This window comes from Escherichia sp. E2586, from assembly GCF_005781105.1.
Classification (GTDB): domain Bacteria; phylum Pseudomonadota; class Gammaproteobacteria; order Enterobacterales; family Enterobacteriaceae; genus Escherichia.
This window is the reverse complement of sequence record NZ_VATN01000004.1, coordinates 1-17,918: the sequence shown is the minus strand read 5'-3', so window position 1 is coordinate 17,918 and position 17,918 is coordinate 1. Positions and strand designations below refer to the sequence as shown.

The 17,918-nt window shown below is 53.0% G+C and carries 17 protein-coding genes; 1 reads left to right on the top strand and 16 read right to left on the bottom strand.

Features of this window, described 5'->3' with window-relative positions:
• Position 1: 1 nt before the first annotated feature.
• The 15 genes from FEK50_RS03215 to nnr form a co-directional block, all read right to left on the bottom strand.
• Entirely contained in the window at positions 2-403 is a 402-nt protein-coding gene (locus FEK50_RS03215; protein ID WP_130205993.1) for a DUF2170 family protein, read from the bottom strand.
• Positions 404-529: 126 nt separating this feature from the next.
• The gene (gene rlmB / locus FEK50_RS03210; protein ID WP_001293284.1) at positions 530-1,261 is read right to left on the bottom strand and encodes a 23S rRNA (guanosine(2251)-2'-O)-methyltransferase RlmB; all 732 of its coding nucleotides are present in this window, start codon (positions 1,259-1,261) and stop codon (positions 530-532) included.
• A 180-nt stretch (positions 1,262-1,441) separates the two neighbouring features.
• Positions 1,442-3,883, bottom strand: a complete 2,442-nt coding sequence (rnr, locus tag FEK50_RS03205) for a ribonuclease R (protein ID WP_131161342.1) — start codon at positions 3,881-3,883, stop codon at positions 1,442-1,444.
• A 38-nt stretch (positions 3,884-3,921) separates the two neighbouring features.
• Positions 3,922-4,347, bottom strand: a complete 426-nt coding sequence (gene nsrR / locus FEK50_RS03200) for a nitric oxide-sensing transcriptional repressor NsrR (protein ID WP_001177639.1) — start codon at positions 4,345-4,347, stop codon at positions 3,922-3,924.
• A gap of 206 nt (positions 4,348-4,553) precedes the next feature.
• The gene (gene purA / locus FEK50_RS03195; RefSeq protein ID WP_000527955.1) at positions 4,554-5,852 is read right to left on the bottom strand and encodes an adenylosuccinate synthase; all 1,299 of its coding nucleotides are present in this window, start codon (positions 5,850-5,852) and stop codon (positions 4,554-4,556) included.
• 103 nt (positions 5,853-5,955) lie between these two features.
• A complete protein-coding gene (locus FEK50_RS03190) occupies positions 5,956-6,153 on the bottom strand; it encodes a DUF2065 domain-containing protein (protein ID WP_001089295.1) in 198 nt (65 codons plus the stop codon).
• An 81-nt stretch (positions 6,154-6,234) separates the two neighbouring features.
• On the bottom strand, positions 6,235-7,239 hold the full coding sequence (gene hflC / locus FEK50_RS03185; RefSeq protein WP_064525789.1) for a protease modulator HflC: 1,005 nt from the start codon (positions 7,237-7,239) through the stop codon (positions 6,235-6,237).
• Between the two features lie 2 nt (positions 7,240-7,241).
• Positions 7,242-8,501 (bottom strand): FtsH protease activity modulator HflK, encoded by a 1,260-nt coding sequence (gene hflK, locus FEK50_RS03180; RefSeq protein ID WP_130205989.1) that lies wholly within the window; start codon positions 8,499-8,501, stop codon positions 7,242-7,244.
• An 85-nt stretch (positions 8,502-8,586) separates the two neighbouring features.
• A complete protein-coding gene (hflX, locus tag FEK50_RS03175; RefSeq protein WP_000460360.1) occupies positions 8,587-9,867 on the bottom strand; it encodes a ribosome rescue GTPase HflX in 1,281 nt (426 codons plus the stop codon).
• Between the two features lie 76 nt (positions 9,868-9,943).
• The gene (gene hfq, locus FEK50_RS03170) at positions 9,944-10,252 is read right to left on the bottom strand and encodes an RNA chaperone Hfq (protein WP_001051883.1); all 309 of its coding nucleotides are present in this window, start codon (positions 10,250-10,252) and stop codon (positions 9,944-9,946) included.
• A gap of 85 nt (positions 10,253-10,337) precedes the next feature.
• A complete protein-coding gene (gene miaA, locus FEK50_RS03165; RefSeq protein WP_001280339.1) occupies positions 10,338-11,288 on the bottom strand; it encodes a tRNA (adenosine(37)-N6)-dimethylallyltransferase MiaA in 951 nt (316 codons plus the stop codon).
• Positions 11,281-13,146, bottom strand: a complete 1,866-nt coding sequence (gene mutL, locus FEK50_RS03160) for a DNA mismatch repair endonuclease MutL (protein ID WP_130205987.1) — start codon at positions 13,144-13,146, stop codon at positions 11,281-11,283. Before mutL ends, miaA begins: the two co-directional genes overlap by 8 nt.
• Positions 13,147-13,155: 9 nt before the next feature.
• A complete protein-coding gene (gene amiB / locus FEK50_RS03155) occupies positions 13,156-14,493 on the bottom strand; it encodes an N-acetylmuramoyl-L-alanine amidase AmiB (RefSeq protein WP_130205985.1) in 1,338 nt (445 codons plus the stop codon).
• An 18-nt stretch (positions 14,494-14,511) separates the two neighbouring features.
• Positions 14,512-14,973, bottom strand: a complete 462-nt coding sequence (gene tsaE, locus FEK50_RS03150) for a tRNA (adenosine(37)-N6)-threonylcarbamoyltransferase complex ATPase subunit type 1 TsaE (RefSeq protein ID WP_000981977.1) — start codon at positions 14,971-14,973, stop codon at positions 14,512-14,514.
• Positions 14,945-16,492, bottom strand: a complete 1,548-nt coding sequence (nnr, locus tag FEK50_RS03145) for a bifunctional ADP-dependent NAD(P)H-hydrate dehydratase/NAD(P)H-hydrate epimerase (RefSeq protein ID WP_130205983.1) — start codon at positions 16,490-16,492, stop codon at positions 14,945-14,947. Before nnr ends, tsaE begins: the two co-directional genes overlap by 29 nt.
• Between nnr and queG the strand changes: the two genes are divergently transcribed.
• Positions 16,491-17,630 carry a tRNA epoxyqueuosine(34) reductase QueG gene (gene queG, locus FEK50_RS03140; protein ID WP_130205981.1) on the top strand — a complete coding sequence of 380 codons (1,140 nt, stop codon included), beginning with the start codon at positions 16,491-16,493 and terminating at the stop codon, positions 17,628-17,630. The two genes, nnr and queG, sit on opposite strands and share 2 nt — an antisense overlap.
• Here the strand turns inward: queG and FEK50_RS03135 are convergent.
• Positions 17,613-17,666: a hypothetical protein gene (locus FEK50_RS03135; protein WP_100699686.1), complete on the bottom strand. Its 54-nt coding sequence runs from the start codon at positions 17,664-17,666 to the stop codon at positions 17,613-17,615. The genes queG and FEK50_RS03135 overlap by 18 nt on opposite strands.
• Positions 17,667-17,918 lie beyond the last annotated feature (252 nt).

The window sequence follows — 17,918 nt, the reverse complement described above, 5'->3', positions numbered from 1 at the left end:
ATTAGTGTGAATATTCTTCTGTAATTTCAGCCAGATCCAATGCATTATCTACCAGCGAGGTTATTTCAAGCAGGATATCTTCAAGAGAAGATTTAAGCGATAATGCCCCGAAAACAATGTAATACTCTTCCTGTTGCACGCTGGAGATCCCCACCGATGACAGCGGCATAATTTTCTGATTTCTTAAAAGGAATGTATTAAATTCATTTGGATTATTGATATAGCTTACCGGACAAATAAATGTTTCGATAATCATCTGGCGAGAAGTAAAAAGAACATTGATTTGCAAATCGCCGTAATCATTCATTTTAATAATTAATGCATTTTCACTATTTGTTACATCAATATTTTGTTTAGGTACAGCTTGTAACGCTGTCGCCAGCGCCAACGGATTCCATATCATATATTATTCCATATATATTAAATTTAATTATTAATAAGATGAATATTTATAGAGCGTAATTATCTTACCAGCTATAGATAAAAAAAAACCATCCAAATCTGGATGGTTTTTCTTAAATCAGAGGGATTAGCTGCGCTGGCGAACCGCTTCAAATAAGCAAATTCCGGTCGCAACCGAAACGTTCAGCGAAGAAACACTTCCTGCCATTGGGATGCTGATCAACTCATCGCAATGTTCACGGGTCAGACGACGCATACCTTCACCTTCCGCGCCCATCACCAGCGCCAGTCGTCCGGTCATTTTGCTCTGATAGAGCGTATGATCCGCCTCGCCTGCCGTACCGACGATCCAGATATTCTCTTCCTGCAACATACGCATGGTGCGCGCAAGGTTAGTCACCCGAATCAGCGGAACGCTTTCTGCCGCGCCGCAGGCTACTTTTTTCGCCGTGGCGTTGAGCTGTGCGGAGCGATCTTTCGGCACAATCACCGCATGAACGCCAGCGGCGTCCGCGCTACGCAGGCACGCACCGAGGTTGTGCGGATCGGTTACACCGTCGAGGATCAGCAGGAACGGTTGTTCGAGCGAAGCGATCAGATCCGGCAGATCGTTTTCCTGATACTGCCGTCCTGGTTTCACACGGGCGATAATGCCCTGATGCACGGCACCGTCGCTTTTCTCATCGAGATATTGGCGGTTTGCCAGCTGGATAACCACGCCCTGGGATTCAAGGGCGTGAATCAGCGGTAACAGACGTTTATCTTCACGGCCTTTTAAAATAAAGACTTCCTGAAAACGTTCAGGGGCGCGCTCCAGCAGGGCCTGCACTGCGTGGATGCCGTAAATCATTTCGCTCATTAATGTACTCGTTGTTTACGTTTTGCCTGATGCACTACGTTTATCCGGCCTACATGATCCCTGCAATATATTGAATTTGCGTGATTATGTAGGCCGGATAAGGCGTTCACACCGCATCCGGCATGAACAAAGCGCATTTTGTCAGCAATCTAACCCTCTTCTGTTTGAAGAGGGTAATGATCACTCTGCCACTTTTTTCTTCGCCGCACGCTTCGCTTTGGTCGCTGCGGCTATTTTCTGCGTTTTCGCCGATGGCTTTTTCGCTTTTCTCGCGTCTTTCTTCGCCGCTTTCAGCTTCGGTTTTTTCTCGCCACGGAAGGCACTGTCTGGCTCAAAGTTTACCTTTTTACCGACCTGACGACGCTTGCCGCCTTTTTTGCCTGCATCGCCTTTTTTCGCTTTCTCGCTCGCCGTTTTACCGACGTTGCGCGGTGCGCGTTCGCTGGAGATCAGGCTAAAGTCGATTTTGCGCTCGTCCATATTAACCGCTTCGACGCGAACTTCCACGCGATCGCCCAGGCGATAAGTCTGGCCGCTGGATTCGCCCATCAGGCGTTGCCCTACCTGGTCAAAGCGATAGTAGTCATTGTCCAGCGAAGAGACGTGGACCAGACCATCAATGAACAGGTCGTCGAGACGAACAAAGAAGCCAAAACCAGTGACGCTGGCAATAACGCCTTTAAAGACGTTGCCCACCTGGTCGAGCATGAAGTCACACTTCAGCCAGTCAGCCACATCGCGCGTTGCTTCGTCGGCACGACGTTCCGCCATGGAACAGTGCTGACCCAGTTGCAACATCTCTTCCATCGAATAATGGTAGCCGCCGGTTTCAGTGGTGTTGCCCTGATGCCCCTGCTCTTTCGCCAGCAGATACTTAATGGCGCGGTGCAGCGTCAGGTCAGGATAACGACGAATCGGCGAAGTAAAGTGCGCATAGGACTGCAATGCCAGACCAAAGTGACCACGGTTTTCCGGATCGTAAATCGCCTGTTTCATCGAGCGCAGCAGCATGGTTTGCAGCATTTCTGCATCAGGACGATCGGCAACCGACTCCAGCAGCTCCGCGTAGTCACGCGGTTCCGGCTTGTTGCCGCCCGGCAGTTCCAGCCCCAGCTCCGCCAGCACTGAACGGAAAGAGGTAATAGCCTCGGTGCTCGGCTTGTCGTGAATACGGAACAGTGCCGGTTCTTTGGCTTTCTCAACGAAACGCGCCGCCGAGATATTCGCCAGAATCATACACTCTTCAATTAACTTGTGTGCGTCGTTACGCTGGGTCTGTTCGATACGCTCAATACGGCGTTCAGCGTTGAAAATGAACTTCGCTTCTTCGCTCTCAAACGAGATCCCACCGCGTTCTTCACGGGCTTTATCCAGCACTTTATAGAGGTTATGCAACTCTTCGAGATGCTTAACCAGCGGGGCGTACTGCTCGCGCAGATCCTGATCGCCCTGCAGAATATGCCAGACTTTGGTGTAGGTCAGACGCGCGTGAGAGCTCATCACCGCTTCATAGAATTTGTAGCCAGTCAGGCGGCCTTTCGACGAAATTGTCATCTCGCACACCATACACAGGCGGTCTACCTGCGGGTTGAGCGAGCACAGGCCGTTAGAGAGCACTTCCGGCAGCATCGGGATAACCTGCGAAGGGAAATACACCGACGTACCACGGTTACGCGCTTCGCTGTCCAGCGGTGTTGGCGGACGCACATAGTAGCTGACGTCGGCAATCGCGACCCATAAACGCCAACCGCCGCCGCGTTTTTTCTCGCAGTAAACTGCATCGTCAAAGTCACGGGCGTCTTCGCCATCAATGGTGACCAGCGGTAAATCGCGCAGATCGACACGGCCCGCTTTTGCTTCTTCCGGCACTTCTTCTTTCAGCCCGGCAACCTGTTGCTCAACAGCCTGCGGCCAGATGTACGGAATTTCATGGGTACGCAGAGCGATATCAACCGCCATGCCGGTGCCCATATTGTCGCCCAGCACTTCGACGATTTTACCCACCGCTTTGGTACGGCGAGTCGGGCGTTGGGTCAGTTCAACAACCACCACAAAGCCCATCCGCGCGCCCATGATCTGATCGGGCGGGATTAAAATATCGAAGCTCAGACGGCTGTCGTCAGGAACCACAAAGCCGACGCCCGCTTCGGTAAAGTAGCGACCAACAATCTGGCTGGTTTTTGGCACCAGTACGCGAACAATACGCGCTTCACGACGACCTTTACGGTCAGCGCCCAGCGGCTGCGCCAGCACCTGATCGCCATGAATGCAGGTTTTCATCTGCTCGCTAGAGAGATACAAATCATCTTTACGTCCTTCAACCCGCAGAAAGCCGTAGCCATCACGGTGGCCAATAACGGTACCTTTCACCAGGTCGAGGCGTTCCGGCAGCGCATAGCACTGACGGCGAGTGAAGACCAGTTGACCATCGCGCTCCATCGCGCGCAGGCGGCGACGCAGGCCTTCAAGCTGCTCTTCGCCTTCAATGTGCAATTCTACCGCCAGCTCATCACGGCTGGCCGGTTTTTCACGTTTGGTTAAATGTTCGAGGATAAATTCCCGACTAGGGATGGGATTCGCGTATTTTTCAGCTTCGCGTTCCTGGAAAGGATCTTGTGACATCTCGGTTCCTCCGTTGTCATCTCTGATGAAGATTTTCGTCACTCCACCAGCAATAATTTATAAAGCGGTTGATTCTCTTCAACCAAATCGGCAAGCGTGTAGTTATCCAGTTCCGTAAGAAAACTTTGCACGGCCTTAGAAAGTGCCTGTTTCAACCGACAGGCAGGTGTAATGTGGCAAAACTCACTACTGCAATTCACCAGCGATAAAGGTTCCAGCTCGCGCACCACATCACCAATACGTATCGCACTCGCCGGTTTACCCAGGCGAATGCCGCCATTTTTTCCACGAACAGCAGTCACGTAGCCGGCACGACTAAGTTGATTGATTATTTTGACCATATGATTACGGGAGACGCCGTAGACGTCAGTCACTTCAGAAATACTGGTCATCCGCCCTTCTGGCAATGATGCCATATAGATCAGCGCACGTAATCCGTAATCAGTGAAACTCGTTAACTGCACATCAACCTCAAAAAAGGGAAATCGGGAAAAAATACATTTATATTGATGATAAACCAGCCACAAGCTGTGTCGCTAATTTATTTCAGTTTGGGGAAGGAAAAAAGCGAGGATTTAACACTGTGTCGGATAGCGTAATGGCTTACCCGACACAGCAATGTATCACACTGTTAGCCCAGCAGGCAAAATATCTGCCGGGCGTCCCAGAATTACGCGTCGAACGGGTCGCGCAGAATCATGGTTTCAGTACGATCCGGGCCGGTAGAGATGATATCGATCGGTACACCGGTCAGCTCTTCAATGCGCTTGATGTAGTTCAGAGCCGCCTGCGGCAGGCCGCTACGATCTTTCACGCCGAAGGTGGATTCAGACCAGCCCGGCATGGTTTCGTAAATCGGCTCAACACCTTTCCAGTCGTCAGCTGCCAGCGGAGTGGTCGTCACTTCGCGACCATCCGGCATACGGTAAGCCACGCAGAGTTTCACCTCTTTCAGGCCATCCAGAACGTCCAGTTTGGTCAGGCAGAAGCCAGACAGGGAGTTCAGTTGCACCGCACGACGAACGGCAACGGTATCCAGCCAGCCGGTACGACGACGACGACCTGTAGTTGCGCCGAATTCGTTACCCTGCTTGCAGAGGAACTCGCCAGTTTCATCAAACAGTTCGGTCGGGAACGGACCTGCACCTACACGAGTGGAGTAAGCTTTGAGGATACCCAGAACGTAATCAACATAACGCGGGCCCAGGCCGGAACCGGTCGCCACGCCACCAGCAGTGGTGTTGGAAGAAGTTACGTACGGATAAGTACCGTGGTCGATATCCAGCAGCGTACCCTGCGCACCTTCGAACATGACGAAATCGCCACGCTGACGCGCCTGGTCGAGCAGGTCAGAAACGTCAACCACCATAGAAGTCAGGATGTCGGCAACTGCCATCGTATCATCCAGAACCTTCTGGTAATCAACCGCTTCAGCTTTGTAGTAGTTAACCAACTGGAAGTTGTGATATTCCATCACTTCTTTCAGTTTTTCAGCGAAGGTTTCTTTGTCGAAAAGGTCGCCAACACGCAGACCACGACGAGCCACTTTATCTTCATAAGCAGGCCCGATACCACGACCGGTGGTGCCGATCGCTTTCGCGCCACGCGCTTTCTCACGCGCGTTATCCAGCGCAACGTGATAATCAAGGATCAGCGGACATGCTTCAGACAGCAGTAGACGCTCACGAACGGGGATGCCACGGTCTTCCAGTTCTTTCATCTCTTTCATCAGCGCGGCCGGAGACAGCACAACACCGTTACCGATGATGCTGGTTACATTCTCGCGGAGAATACCTGATGGAATAAGATGGAGAACGGTTTTTTCACCGTTGATTACGAGAGTATGGCCTGCGTTGTGACCGCCCTGGTAGCGTACAACATATTTAGCCCGTTCAGTCAGAAGATCGACGATCTTACCTTTACCTTCGTCACCCCATTGGGTGCCCAGTACGACGACGTTGTTACCCATTTTTCAAAATCACCGTTTGCTTAAAAATGGATTCTACCATCGCTTTTTCAGAGTTACAGCACTTTTTGCATCCAAAAATGACCTTAGTCAGCCTATTTTTTGTTCAGCCAATCGTTTTCCTCAACATGTAGTAGACCACAACGCCCGCAACCACAAGTCCACCGCCAAAACGACGTAAAATATTATCGGGTAAATTAGTCATTGCGGAGATCATCTTCTTCCATGCCTTCGGGTAAAGCATCGGCCCTAAACCTTCCAACACTAAAACCAGGGCAAGCGCCAGCCAGATTGTCGAATTCATTCATTATCCTTATAGAAAAAGAAAACCACCGACATCCCTGAGGATGCGGTGGCTTTATTGACCTGTACCGCGGTCGTTATATTAACGCGTCGTGGAGCTCGGCGTCTTCATGTAGCGGAAGAAATCGCTGTCCGGGCTCATGACCATCACGTCCTGATTGCCAGAGAAGCTGTTCTCATAAGCACGCAGGCTACGGATGAATGCGTAGAAGTCCGGATCCTTGCTGAATGCGTCTGCAAACAGCTTGGCAGCTTCGGCATCACCTTCACCGCGCATGATACGGCCCTGACGCTCAGCTTCTGCCAGCGTTCTGGTCACTTCATAGTCGGCAGTCGCACGCAGTTTTTCTGCTTCTTCCTGACCTTGTGAACGATGACGACGCGCTACCGCTTCACGCTCGGCGCGCATACGGTTGTAGATCGCTTCAGACACTTCGGTCGGCAGGTTGATCTGCTTGATACGCACATCGACAACTTCAATACCCAGCGCCGCCATACTGTTCGGGTTGATGACCGGAACTTTGCCCTTCGTCTCAGCCGTTACGCGCTCTGCCGCTTCGGCAATGGCGTTATCTGCTGCCGGGGTAGTAACTTCATCTTCTGTACCCGCAGAACCAGAGTTCAGCGCGTCACGCACTTCCAGGGTCAGACGACCACGGGAATCGGTGACGATGTCTTTCACGTCCAGACGACCAATTTCAGAACGCAGACGGTCAGAGAACTTACGTTTCAACAGCACTTCCGCTTGCGAAATGTCGCCACCACCCGTTGCCAGGTAGTAACGGCTGAAATCGCTGATGCGCCATTTGATGTAAGAGTCGACGATCAGGTCTTTCTTCTCTTTGGTCACAAAGCGGTCTGCCTGGTTGTCCATGGTCTGAATACGCGCGTCGAGCATTTTCACCGTTTCAATGAACGGTATCTTGAAATGCAGACCCGGCTCATAAACCAGAGGTTTGTTGTCATCGTCACGCAGTACCTTACCAAAACGCAGCGTAATACCGCGCTCACCTTCTTTGACGACAAAGACAGACATGTAAAGCACTACCAGCACGATGATGATAATCGCGATAACTGACTTACGCATCGTTATTCCCCCTGACGCTGGTAGTCGTTACGCTGCGCGTTGGCGCGGCGTTGGTCCATAATATCGCCCTGACTGGTGGACGACGTGTTGCTTACTCCACTGGTTGTGGAGGAAGAGGCTGGCGGCAGACGCAGCAGATTGCTGGCACCGTTATCGCTCTTCGCCGCAGGGGCGTTACCACCTTTCAGCATCTGGTCTAACGGCAGAACCATCAGGTTGCCACCTTTATCGTTAACCAGCACTTTGCGGGTGTTGCCCAACACTTTTTCCATCGTCTCGATATACAGACGCTCGCGAGTAATTTCCGGCGCGGCTTTATATTCCGGCAGAAGTTTAGCAAAGCGCGCCACTTCACCCTGAGCTTCCAGGATGGTCTGGGCCTTGTACGCACGCGCCTCTTCGAGGATACGTTGCGCCTGACCGTTCGCACGCGGCTGAACTTCGTTGGTATACGCTTCTGCTTCACGAATGTATTGCTGTTCGTTTTCACGCGCGGCAATCGCATCATCAAACGCCGCTTTTACTTCTTCCGGCGGACGAGCAGCCTGGAAGTTGACGTCCAGCAGCGTGATACCCATGTCATACGGGCGGATAGTCTCTTCCAGTTCGCGCTGAGTATCGCTACGAATCACGGTACGACCTTCCGTCAGAATGCGGTCCATGGTGTATTTACCGATAACCCCACGCAGGGCGCTGTCGGTAGCCTGACGCAGGCTGTCATCCGGGCTGGTCACGCTATACAGATATTTTTCCGGATTGGTGACGCGGTACTGCACGTTCATCTCAACGCGCACTACGTTTTCATCGGACGTCAGCATCACACCGGAAGCGGCCAGTTCACGCACGGCTTCCACGTTCACCGGTTTGACTTCGTCGATAAACGTCGGTTTCCAGTTCAGACCCGGCTCAACCAGATGGCTGAATTTGCCAAAGCGTGTTACCACGCCGCGTTCGGCTTCTTTAATGGTGTAGAAACCACTGGCCGCCCAGATAATGACAATCGCTGCCGCTGCGATGGTAACGACACGACCGCCAAGCTGCGGGCGCGGGCCTTGCGATGAACTGCCACCGCCAGAACCAGTGCCTTTACCGCCGCCCAGACCACCGAGCTTTTTGCTCAGTTTGCGGAAGATATCATCTAAATCAGGTGGCCCTTGATCGCGACCGCCTTTGTTTCCATTTCCCTCAGAGTTGCCGCCAGGTTTGCTGCTTCCCCACGGGTCGCGGTCTTGTCCGTTATTACCGGGCTGATTCCACGCCATGTTTGTGCTCCATATTTGTTATGCGGTGATCCCTGTTGTCTTTCGACGCCAGAGGATATGACTCCACGCTTCAGACGCTACGCCGTTAGATCAGGTAATCGATCAACGCCGGTTCTTGTTTACAGAGGCGACGCCAGTCAACGATCGGCATACGAACTTGCAGACTTACGCTGCCGTCCTCCTCCATCCACTCTTTTTCTATTGCCTGAAGCTGATAAAAACGACTTCTCAGACGCCCTTCCTGCGGTGGCAGACGCAATGTATGCTGCGCCACCTCGCCGGAAAGCCGCTCCGTCAAAGCCTGAAAAAGCTGTGGTATCCCCGCTCCGGTCTGTGCGGAAAGCCAGACACGGATCGGTTTGTTCTCTTCGTCCCGATCAATACGCGGTTCGAAATCTTCCAGCATATCGATCTTGTTCATCACCAGCAGGGTTGGGATCTCGTGAGCGTCGATCTCTTCAAGAACCGTATTCACCGCTTCGATGTTTTCTTGTACACGCACATCCGCCGCATCAATGACGTGCAGCAGCAATGTGGCTTGCCGCGTCTCTTGTAACGTGGCTTTAAATGCCGCCACCAGATCGTGCGGCAGGTGGCGAATAAACCCTACGGTATCTGCCAGCACGGTTTCACCGACATCTGCGACGTCAATACGCCGCAACGTCGGGTCGAGGGTGGCAAACAACTGGTCCGCCGCGTAGACCCGCGCTTCGGTGATGCGATTGAAAAGGGTAGATTTACCGGCGTTGGTATATCCCACCAGCGAAACAGTAGGGACGTCGGCTTTGATACGTGATTGCCGCCCCTGCTCACGCTGCTTTTCAACTCTTTCCAGGCGCGACTGTATCTGTACGATGCGATTACGCAACAAACGACGGTCGGTTTCGAGCTGGGTTTCACCCGGCCCCCGCAAACCGATCCCGCCTTTCTGTCTTTCAAGGTGGGTCCAGCCACGCACCAGGCGCGTAGCCAGATGGCGCAGCTGCGCCAGCTCAACCTGCAACTTACCCTCATGGGTACGCGCACGTTGGGCGAAAATATCTAAAATAAGGCCGGTGCGGTCGATAACACGACACTCGCACAAACGCTCCAGGTTACGCTCCTGCGCCGGGCTCAGGGCATGGTCAAAAAGAACGACCGAAGCTCCCGTCGCTTTTACGGCTTCCGCAATTTCAACTGCTTTACCTTCACCTACAAAATACTTTGGGTGCGGCGCTTTACGGCTACCGGTAATCACCTGCAATGCTTCGACACCGGCGGAAGAAACCAGAGATTCAAACTCCTGGAGGTCTTCCATATCTTTGTCTTGCGTAAAATAGATGTGTACCAGTACCGCCTGCTCACCAGCATCATAACGGTCAAACAAGCGTATAACCCTCTAAATAGATCAGCGGGGAACGCAGGATCGCTGGCTCCCCGTGTAAAAAAAACAGCCCGAAACCTTATTCGGTTTCTTCGCTGTCCTGTTGCGCGGAAGTATTCTGCGCGCTGCTACCATGATGGTAGTTACTGCTGGTACCGCCACCGGCGTTGTTACTGTGATGAGAAACCGGGCGAGACGGGACAACAGTAGAAATCGCGTGCTTATAAACCATCTGGCTGACCGTGTTTTTCAACAGGATCACGAACTGATCAAAAGACTCGATTTGTCCTTGCAGCTTAATACCATTCACCAAATAAATAGAAACTGGAACACGTTCCCGACGCAGTGCGTTCAGGAACGGATCTTGTAAAGATTGCCCCTTAGCCATTCTCTCTTTTCCTTATATGCTTATTTGTACTTTGAACCTTTCGATTCTGAAAAAATTGCGCACGATACGTCTCAATTGTACACATTCAGCCTGCGATAGCACCAACAACCTGTAATACTTCGTCACGCGCCTGTTCTGGTTTTTCACTGTCAAGCCAGTGAACCCCTTCCCAACCACGCAGCCAGGTTATCTGCCGCTTCGCCAACTGTCTCGTGGCGCAAACACCTCGATAAACCATTTCATCGTATGAGATTTCGCCTTCAAGGTAAGACCACATCTGGCGATAACCCACGCAACGAATGGAAGGCAAATCCGTATGCAAATCTCCTCGGGCAAAAAGCGCCCGGACTTCTGCTTCAAAACCTGAAGCCAACATCTGATGAAAACGCTGCTCAATTCGTTGATGGAGCAGTTCACGGCTCGCCGGGGCGATGGCGAACTGATGCACCTGATACGGTAGAGCGTCTCCTGACGTTTGCGTCAGTTCCGTTAAAGTTTTACCCGAAATGAAAAAAACTTCCAGTGCTCGGGAAAGCCTTTGTGGATCATTTGGATGAATCCTTGCTGCCGCAACCGGATCGATCTCCTGAAGTTGACGATGCAATGACTCCCAACCTTGCTCTGCCGCCTGTTGCTCAATTCTGGCCCGTACTTCCGGGTCCGCCGACGGTAGTGGCGACAACCCTTCCAGCAACGCCTTGAAATACAACATCGTACCGCCCACTAACAGCGGGATCCGCCCCGCCGCCGTGATATCGGCCATTTCCGCCAGCGCATCGCGGCGAAAATCAGCGGCCGAATAAGCCTGCGACGGATCGCGAATATCCAGCAATCGGTGCGGCGCGGCGAGTAATTCTTCAGCGTTCGGCTTCGCCGTCCCGATATCCATCCCTTTGTAAATAAGGGCAGAATCAACGCTTATCAACTCTACTGGTAAAATTTTACGCAGCTCAATAGCTAACGCCGTTTTACCGGAGGCCGTCGGCCCCATCAAAAAAATCGCCTTAGGCAGGCTCGCCTTACTGATATCACTCATCTTTCAGGGCTTTTATCGCCGGATGTAAATCAACAGATTGTAACAGACCACCCGGCGGCGTTTTCACAAGCTGCGGACATAACCGTTCTACGTCCGTCAGCAGGGTAATGGCCTGTGCCATTGACCACTGCGCATGTTCGCTCATCAGATTTCGTGCAATCCACTGTGCAATATTGCCAGGTTCGAATACGGACTGCTTCGCCAGGTAGCCTATCAGTTCAGGAATCAAGATTTGTAAATTTTGTTGGCGTAAGGGTAAAGGCACGGCCCTGATGGTCACATGCTGCGCATCGGACTGAAATTCAATACCCAATTCCGCCAGTGCAGACTGCGCTTTTTCTAAGGCCGATCTTTCTTCACCAGAGACTTTTAGCCGCAGCGGAATAAGCAGCGGCTGAGCGCAGACCGGCGCATCTCCCGGCGTTAACTGCGCCTGACGTAACCAGCGCTCCGCCACCGGCAGGGCTAAAAGTGAAATATTGCCGTCACGTTCTAGTAGCGCACAGTCCGAATGGACGATAGTCAACACCCGACCAAAGCTTTGACCATTCGCAGCCAGCGTAAGTTCCTGCGATTCTTGCACTTTTGGTTTGTGCATCGCTGCAGGCGTTTGCAAAAGCTGGCGATACACATCGCCTTGCTGTTTCTGGTAGCCCGGTTGCGCGTTCGGCCACGGGGCGGCCTGACGGCTACCGCTACTTGCAGCAGGCGCAGGAGATGAAGACGGAGAGTAACGCGGAGCCACTGGCTCACGAACTGCCGGTTCAGCAAAGTGATTACGCCCTGCTGCCACGCGGTTTTCGGGTATATGGCGCGGTGCTGACTGGGCGTTATCTTCCAACGGCAAAGGCGTTTCCAGCTGCTGTTGCAGCACGCTCAGCACGCCCTGATAGATAAAGTCATGCACCAGACGCGACTGATGGAAACGCACTTCGTGTTTGGCGGGGTGTACGTTGACGTCCACCTGATGCGGGTCGATCTCCAGATATAGCACAAATGCCGGTTGCTGATCGGCCCCCAGTTTGTCTTCGCAGGCCTGGCGGATCGCGTGATTGATCAGGCGATCGCGCATCATGCGACCATTCACGTAGCAATACTGAATTTCCGCCAGTGCGGGCGTGATGTGATTCGGATCGGCCACCCAGCCGCGCAGCGTGAGATCGCCGTGTTGCCATTCAATCGCCAGCGCATGTTCGAGAAAAGCGGTGCCGCAAATCGCCCCTAAACGGCGTTCTTTTTGCCCGCCTTCCGGCACTGCGCGGTACTGGCGTACGATTTTGCCGTTATGCGACAGGTTGATAGTGACGTCGAAACGCGCCAGCGCAATGCGGCGGATGATTTCATCGATATGGTTAAATTCGGTTTTCTCGGTGCGCAGGAATTTGCGCCGCGCCGGCGTATTGTAGAACAGGTCCAGCACTTCCAGCGTCGTTCCCACCGGATGGGCCGCCGGTTTTACCGTCACGTCCATATCGCGGCCTTCGGCATAAGCCTGCCAGGCCTCCTGCTGCTCCGCGGTACGCGAAGTGAGCGTCAGACGGGAAACCGAACTGATACTCGCCAGCGCCTCACCGCGAAAGCCCAGGCTGATAATGGCTTCGAGATCGTCCAGAGAGGCGATTTTACTGGTGGCATGACGCGCGAGCGCCAGCGCCAGCTCATCTTTTTTGATACCGCAGCCGTTATCACGAATGCGGATAAGTTTCGCCCCACCGCGTTCGATATCAATATCGATACGTGTCGCGCCGGCATCGAGGCTGTTTTCCACCAGTTCTTTGACTACCGACGCAGGTCGCTCGACCACCTCACCTGCGGCAATCTGGTTCGCCAGTTGTGGCGGTAAGACCTGAATTGGCATCAATAATCCTTAGTTTGGCAGCGTGCGATCTGGCGTCGTCACCGTACTGGCAGTTTGTGCCGTTGCACCCTGCGGCGCAGACTGCATTGGATGCGCAAGGAAGTAATTGCGCAGGCCGTTGTAAATGGCTTCTGCCAGTTGTTGTTGGTAATCGTCGCTCGCCAGCAAACGTTCTTCGCTGTTATTGCTGATAAAACCAGTTTCGACCAGTACTGACGGGATATCCGGCGAACGCAGAACGCCGAGACTGGCGTGTTCTGGTCGGCGTTTATGAATTTCGCCAATGCGTTGCAACTGACTGATCATATTGGTCGCCACATCATACCCTACCCGCTGGGAATGACCGAATTGTAAATCCAGCACCGCCTGGCTTAGGTACGGGTCGGCCTGACTGTTCGCCAGCACATCGCCCGCCCCGCCCAGCAGCTCCGACTGCTTCTCATGCTGTTCCAGCCAGCTTGCCATTTCGCTGTTGGCGCGACGGTTTGAGAGCACCCATACGGAGGCACCGGTGGCACTACGGTTTGGTGCGGCATCGGCATGAATCGACACAAGGAAATTGGCGTTTTGCTTACGTGCCACATCACTGCGCCCCATCACCGAGATAAAGTAATCCCCGTCACGGGTTAAAACGCCCTTAAACATCGGATCGTTATTGAGCAAGGTACGTAATTTACGCGCAATGGCGATGGTGACATTTTTCTCCCGCGTACCACCAGGGCCGATAGCGCCAGGGTCCTGACCGCCGTGTCCAGCATCAATAGCGATGACAATTTTATCGCCAGTGTTAGCCGTCGCGCGCGCTGCCGGACGCGTTACCGTATTGCTGCTGATAACACCCGTGGTACGGTTGCTTTCTGTTTTAAACGGATTGCGCGCCGGTTCGCTGACACGCGGGGCAACCACTGGCGGAGCCTCAACGCGTTTAGCAACCACAGGCGGTGGAGGGGGCGGTGGCGGCGCATCGGCATTAATCGTAAAGACAACGGTGTAATTGCTGCCATTCTGCCGCTTCACCGCTTCGGTTTTACCGTTTTCGGTAAGATCGACCACCAGCCGCAACGTTTGTGCATCTTTAGGCGTTCCAGAGCGAATCGCCTTCACCAGATTATTACCGCTGAACAACAACGGCAGCCCCTGAATCACGCCCGTTTGTTTGATATCGAGCGCCACGGTGCGTTTGCTTTGATGGCTAAACGCATAATCAGGATCGCCATTAAAACTTAACGTTATCCGCGCCTGTTGATTACCGTTAGAAACCTGAATATCAGAGAGCGTCGCGGCGCCAGCCTGCGCGCACAGCAGCACCAACGCCGCCACCAACCAATTTCTGATGCGATACATCATCCCGCCACCTTTTAAAGGTTAACCGGCTAAACGCGCCAGCAACAATTCACCCGCAGAGGAAACCGCACTCACGCGCGCCTCACGGCCTTGTGCCTGATAATCAATGTGTATTTCGACATCCGGGTCAGGAAGAACACCTGTACCTTGTTGTGGCCACTCCACCAGGCAGATGGCATCGTTGGCAAAATAGTCGCGGATCCCCATAAACTCCAACTCCTCGGGATCGGCAAGGCGGTACAAATCAAAGTGATAAACCATTAAATTGTCGAGCGTATAGGGTTCGACCAGCGTATAAGTGGGGCTTTTGACATTACCCTGATGACCCAGAGCTTGTAAAAAGCCCCGGCTGAAGGTGGTTTTACCTGCGCCTAAATCGCCATACAGATAGATTACGGTTGCGCCATCGCAGGCTTTCGCTACCCGCTCGCCCAGGTCTAATGTTGCCTGCTCATCAGGGAGCGGAATTACTCGATTCATCATGGTTTTTATCAGTCACTTCCGGGTTAACAATACGCTGTAGCGTGGAAAAGAGATCGGTTGCCAGCATCCCGCGCGTACCAAAACGCGCTGCCAGTACGTCAGCTGCCGCACCGTGTGCGACACAGCCCGCGCACGCTGCATCATACGGCGATAATTTTTGCCCAAGCAATGCGCCAATAATACCAGAGAGCACATCGCCCATGCCGCCGCTCGCCATGCCTGCATTTCCGGCGTCAATAATACCTAAAGCGTCAGGATGTGCGGCGACCACGGTTCCGGCACCTTTCAGCACCGCTACGCCGCCATAACGTTGTACCAGACGTTGTGCGTAATGTAAGCGGTCACTTTCAATTTCAGCGACGGAACAGCCTAACAACCGCGCAGCCTCGCCAGGATGCGGCGTGATCACGCGATTGTGACGCTTATCGGGATTGATTGCCAGCAGGTTCAATGCATCGGCATCCCACAACATCGGTTTACGAAAATTCTCAACTTTTTGCAGGGCTTTTTTTCCCCATTCTTGCTGGCCCAAACCTGGGCCAATCACCACCACATCGGCCCATTCCAGGCTGTCTGTAAGAGAGTCCATAGTCAGTTCATGCACCATCAATTCCGGTCGTGCGGTCAGCAGCGGCGCAATGTTTTCACTGCGGGTCAGCACTCTGACCAAACCAGCGCCAGCACGCAGCGCCGCTTCTCCTGTCATACGAATAGCTCCTGCCGTGCCGTGATCGCCACCGATAATCACCAGCCGCCCGTGATCACCTTTATGCGAAGTCGGGCGACGCGGTTTCAGCCAGTGAGAAAGTTGTTCAGCAGAAAACCGTTGAATTTTCGTCTCCTGACCTGCCAGCCAGCTATCCAGCCCCAGAGAGTCAAAATGCAGTTGTCCGGTAACATCCCGCGCTTTCCCGGTGAGCAAGCCAGGTTTCAGCGCAATAAAGGTGATGGTGTGATCGGCGTTGATCACCGCACCTGGCGTGGCGCCGGTTTCCGCCAACAGGCCGGAAGGGATATCAACCGCCACAATCGGCGCGGGATGGGTATTAGCATGGTCGATTAATTGGCTAATAGATTCACGAGGCGCTTGCTGCAATCCAGTGCCGAGCAGCGCATCGACGATCAGATCCACCGACTCGGGCCAGACAATATTCGTCGCATGGATTTCGCCTCCCGCGTTTAACCATGCCTCGCGTGCCAGCGCGGCCTCTTCCGGCAACGGTTTGTCACTTTCCTGGGCCAGCAGCGTGACATCAATGCCGACCGCTTTTGCCAGCCGCGCGACCACGTAACCATCACCGCCGTTATTGCCGTGACCGCACAGCACCAGCCAGTGGCGGGCGTCAGGATAAGCAGCACGACACACCTGAAATGCGGCTTCGCCAGCGCGAAGCATCAGCTCATAGAGCGTTAGCCCCAGCGCATCTGCCGCCTCACGTTCGCCGCGGCGGATATCGTCGGCGTGCCAGACGGTGTGTGGTATACTTACGGGGTTTTTCTTCATTGTATGGTCCGTCATGTCAGAGCCCCTCGATCTCAATCAGTTAGCGCAAAAAATTAAACAGTGGGGGCTGGAACTGGGCTTTCAGCAGGTGGGTATTACCGATACCGATCTCAGCGAGTCCGAGCCCAAACTGCAAGCATGGCTGGACAAACAGTACCACGGCGAAATGGACTGGATGGCGCGTCACGGTATGCTGCGCGCCCGCCCCCACGAGTTATTGCCCGGTACGCTGCGCGTGATCAGCGTGCGGATGAATTATCTTCCTGCCAACGCCGCATTTGCCAGCACGCTGAAAAATCCCAAACTCGGCTATGTTAGCCGTTATGCGCTGGGCCGTGACTATCACAAGCTTCTGCGCAACCGACTCAAAAAGCTGGGCGAGATGATTCAGCAACATTGTGTTTCGCTGAATTTTAGACCGTTTGTCGATTCTGCGCCTATTCTCGAGCGCCCGTTAGCTGAAAAAGCTGGACTTGGCTGGACAGGTAAGCACTCACTTATCCTCAATCGCGAGGCCGGTTCGTTCTTCTTTTTAGGTGAATTGCTGGTCGATATTCCTCTGCCCGTGGATCAACCGGTCGAGGAAGGATGCGGTAAATGCGTGGCCTGTATGACGATTTGCCCGACCGGCGCCATCGTCGAGCCATATACCGTCGATGCTCGCCGTTGTATTTCTTATCTGACGATTGAGCTGGAAGGGGCTATCCCGGAAGAGTTGCGACCGTTAATGGGAAACCGTATTTACGGCTGTGATGACTGTCAGCTTATCTGCCCGTGGAATCGCTATTCACAACTGACAACTGAAGACGATTTCAGCCCGCGCAAACCACTACACGCACCGGAACTCATTGAGCTTTTTGCATGGAGCGAAGAGAAATTCTTAAAAGTCACGGAAGGATCGGCGATTCGCCGTATAGGTCACCTGCGTTGGCTGCGTAATATCGCCGTAGCATTAGGCAATGCGCCCTGGGATGAAGCGATTCTGACGGCGCTGGAAAGTCGTAAAGGTGAGCACCCACTTCTTGATGAGCATATAGCGTGGGCGATTGCGCAGCAAATTGAGAGACGAAATGCGTGCGTGGTCGAAGTGCAATTACCAAAAAAACAGCGTCTGGTTCGTGTAATTGAAAAGGGACTACCACGTGACGCCTGATTCATCCACAGCTTGTGAATAAAAATAAAAACGCATTGCAATTCAAGACGAATATCATCGTCAAGTGATCGATACGACAAAATGCAATCTTAATTTTCAACTTATATATCAACAAGTTAAAAAATTACTATTCACCGTGCGAAGTTTTTCTGAAATTAAGATTACAGCCCGGACCTGTGGATAACTCTGTTTACAAGAGTTTGTCAGAGGCAACAAAAACCAGCAATAACGCATCGCGTCGCTGTGGATATTTTATTGGGGGAAGAATTTGGAGCGGGAAACGAGACT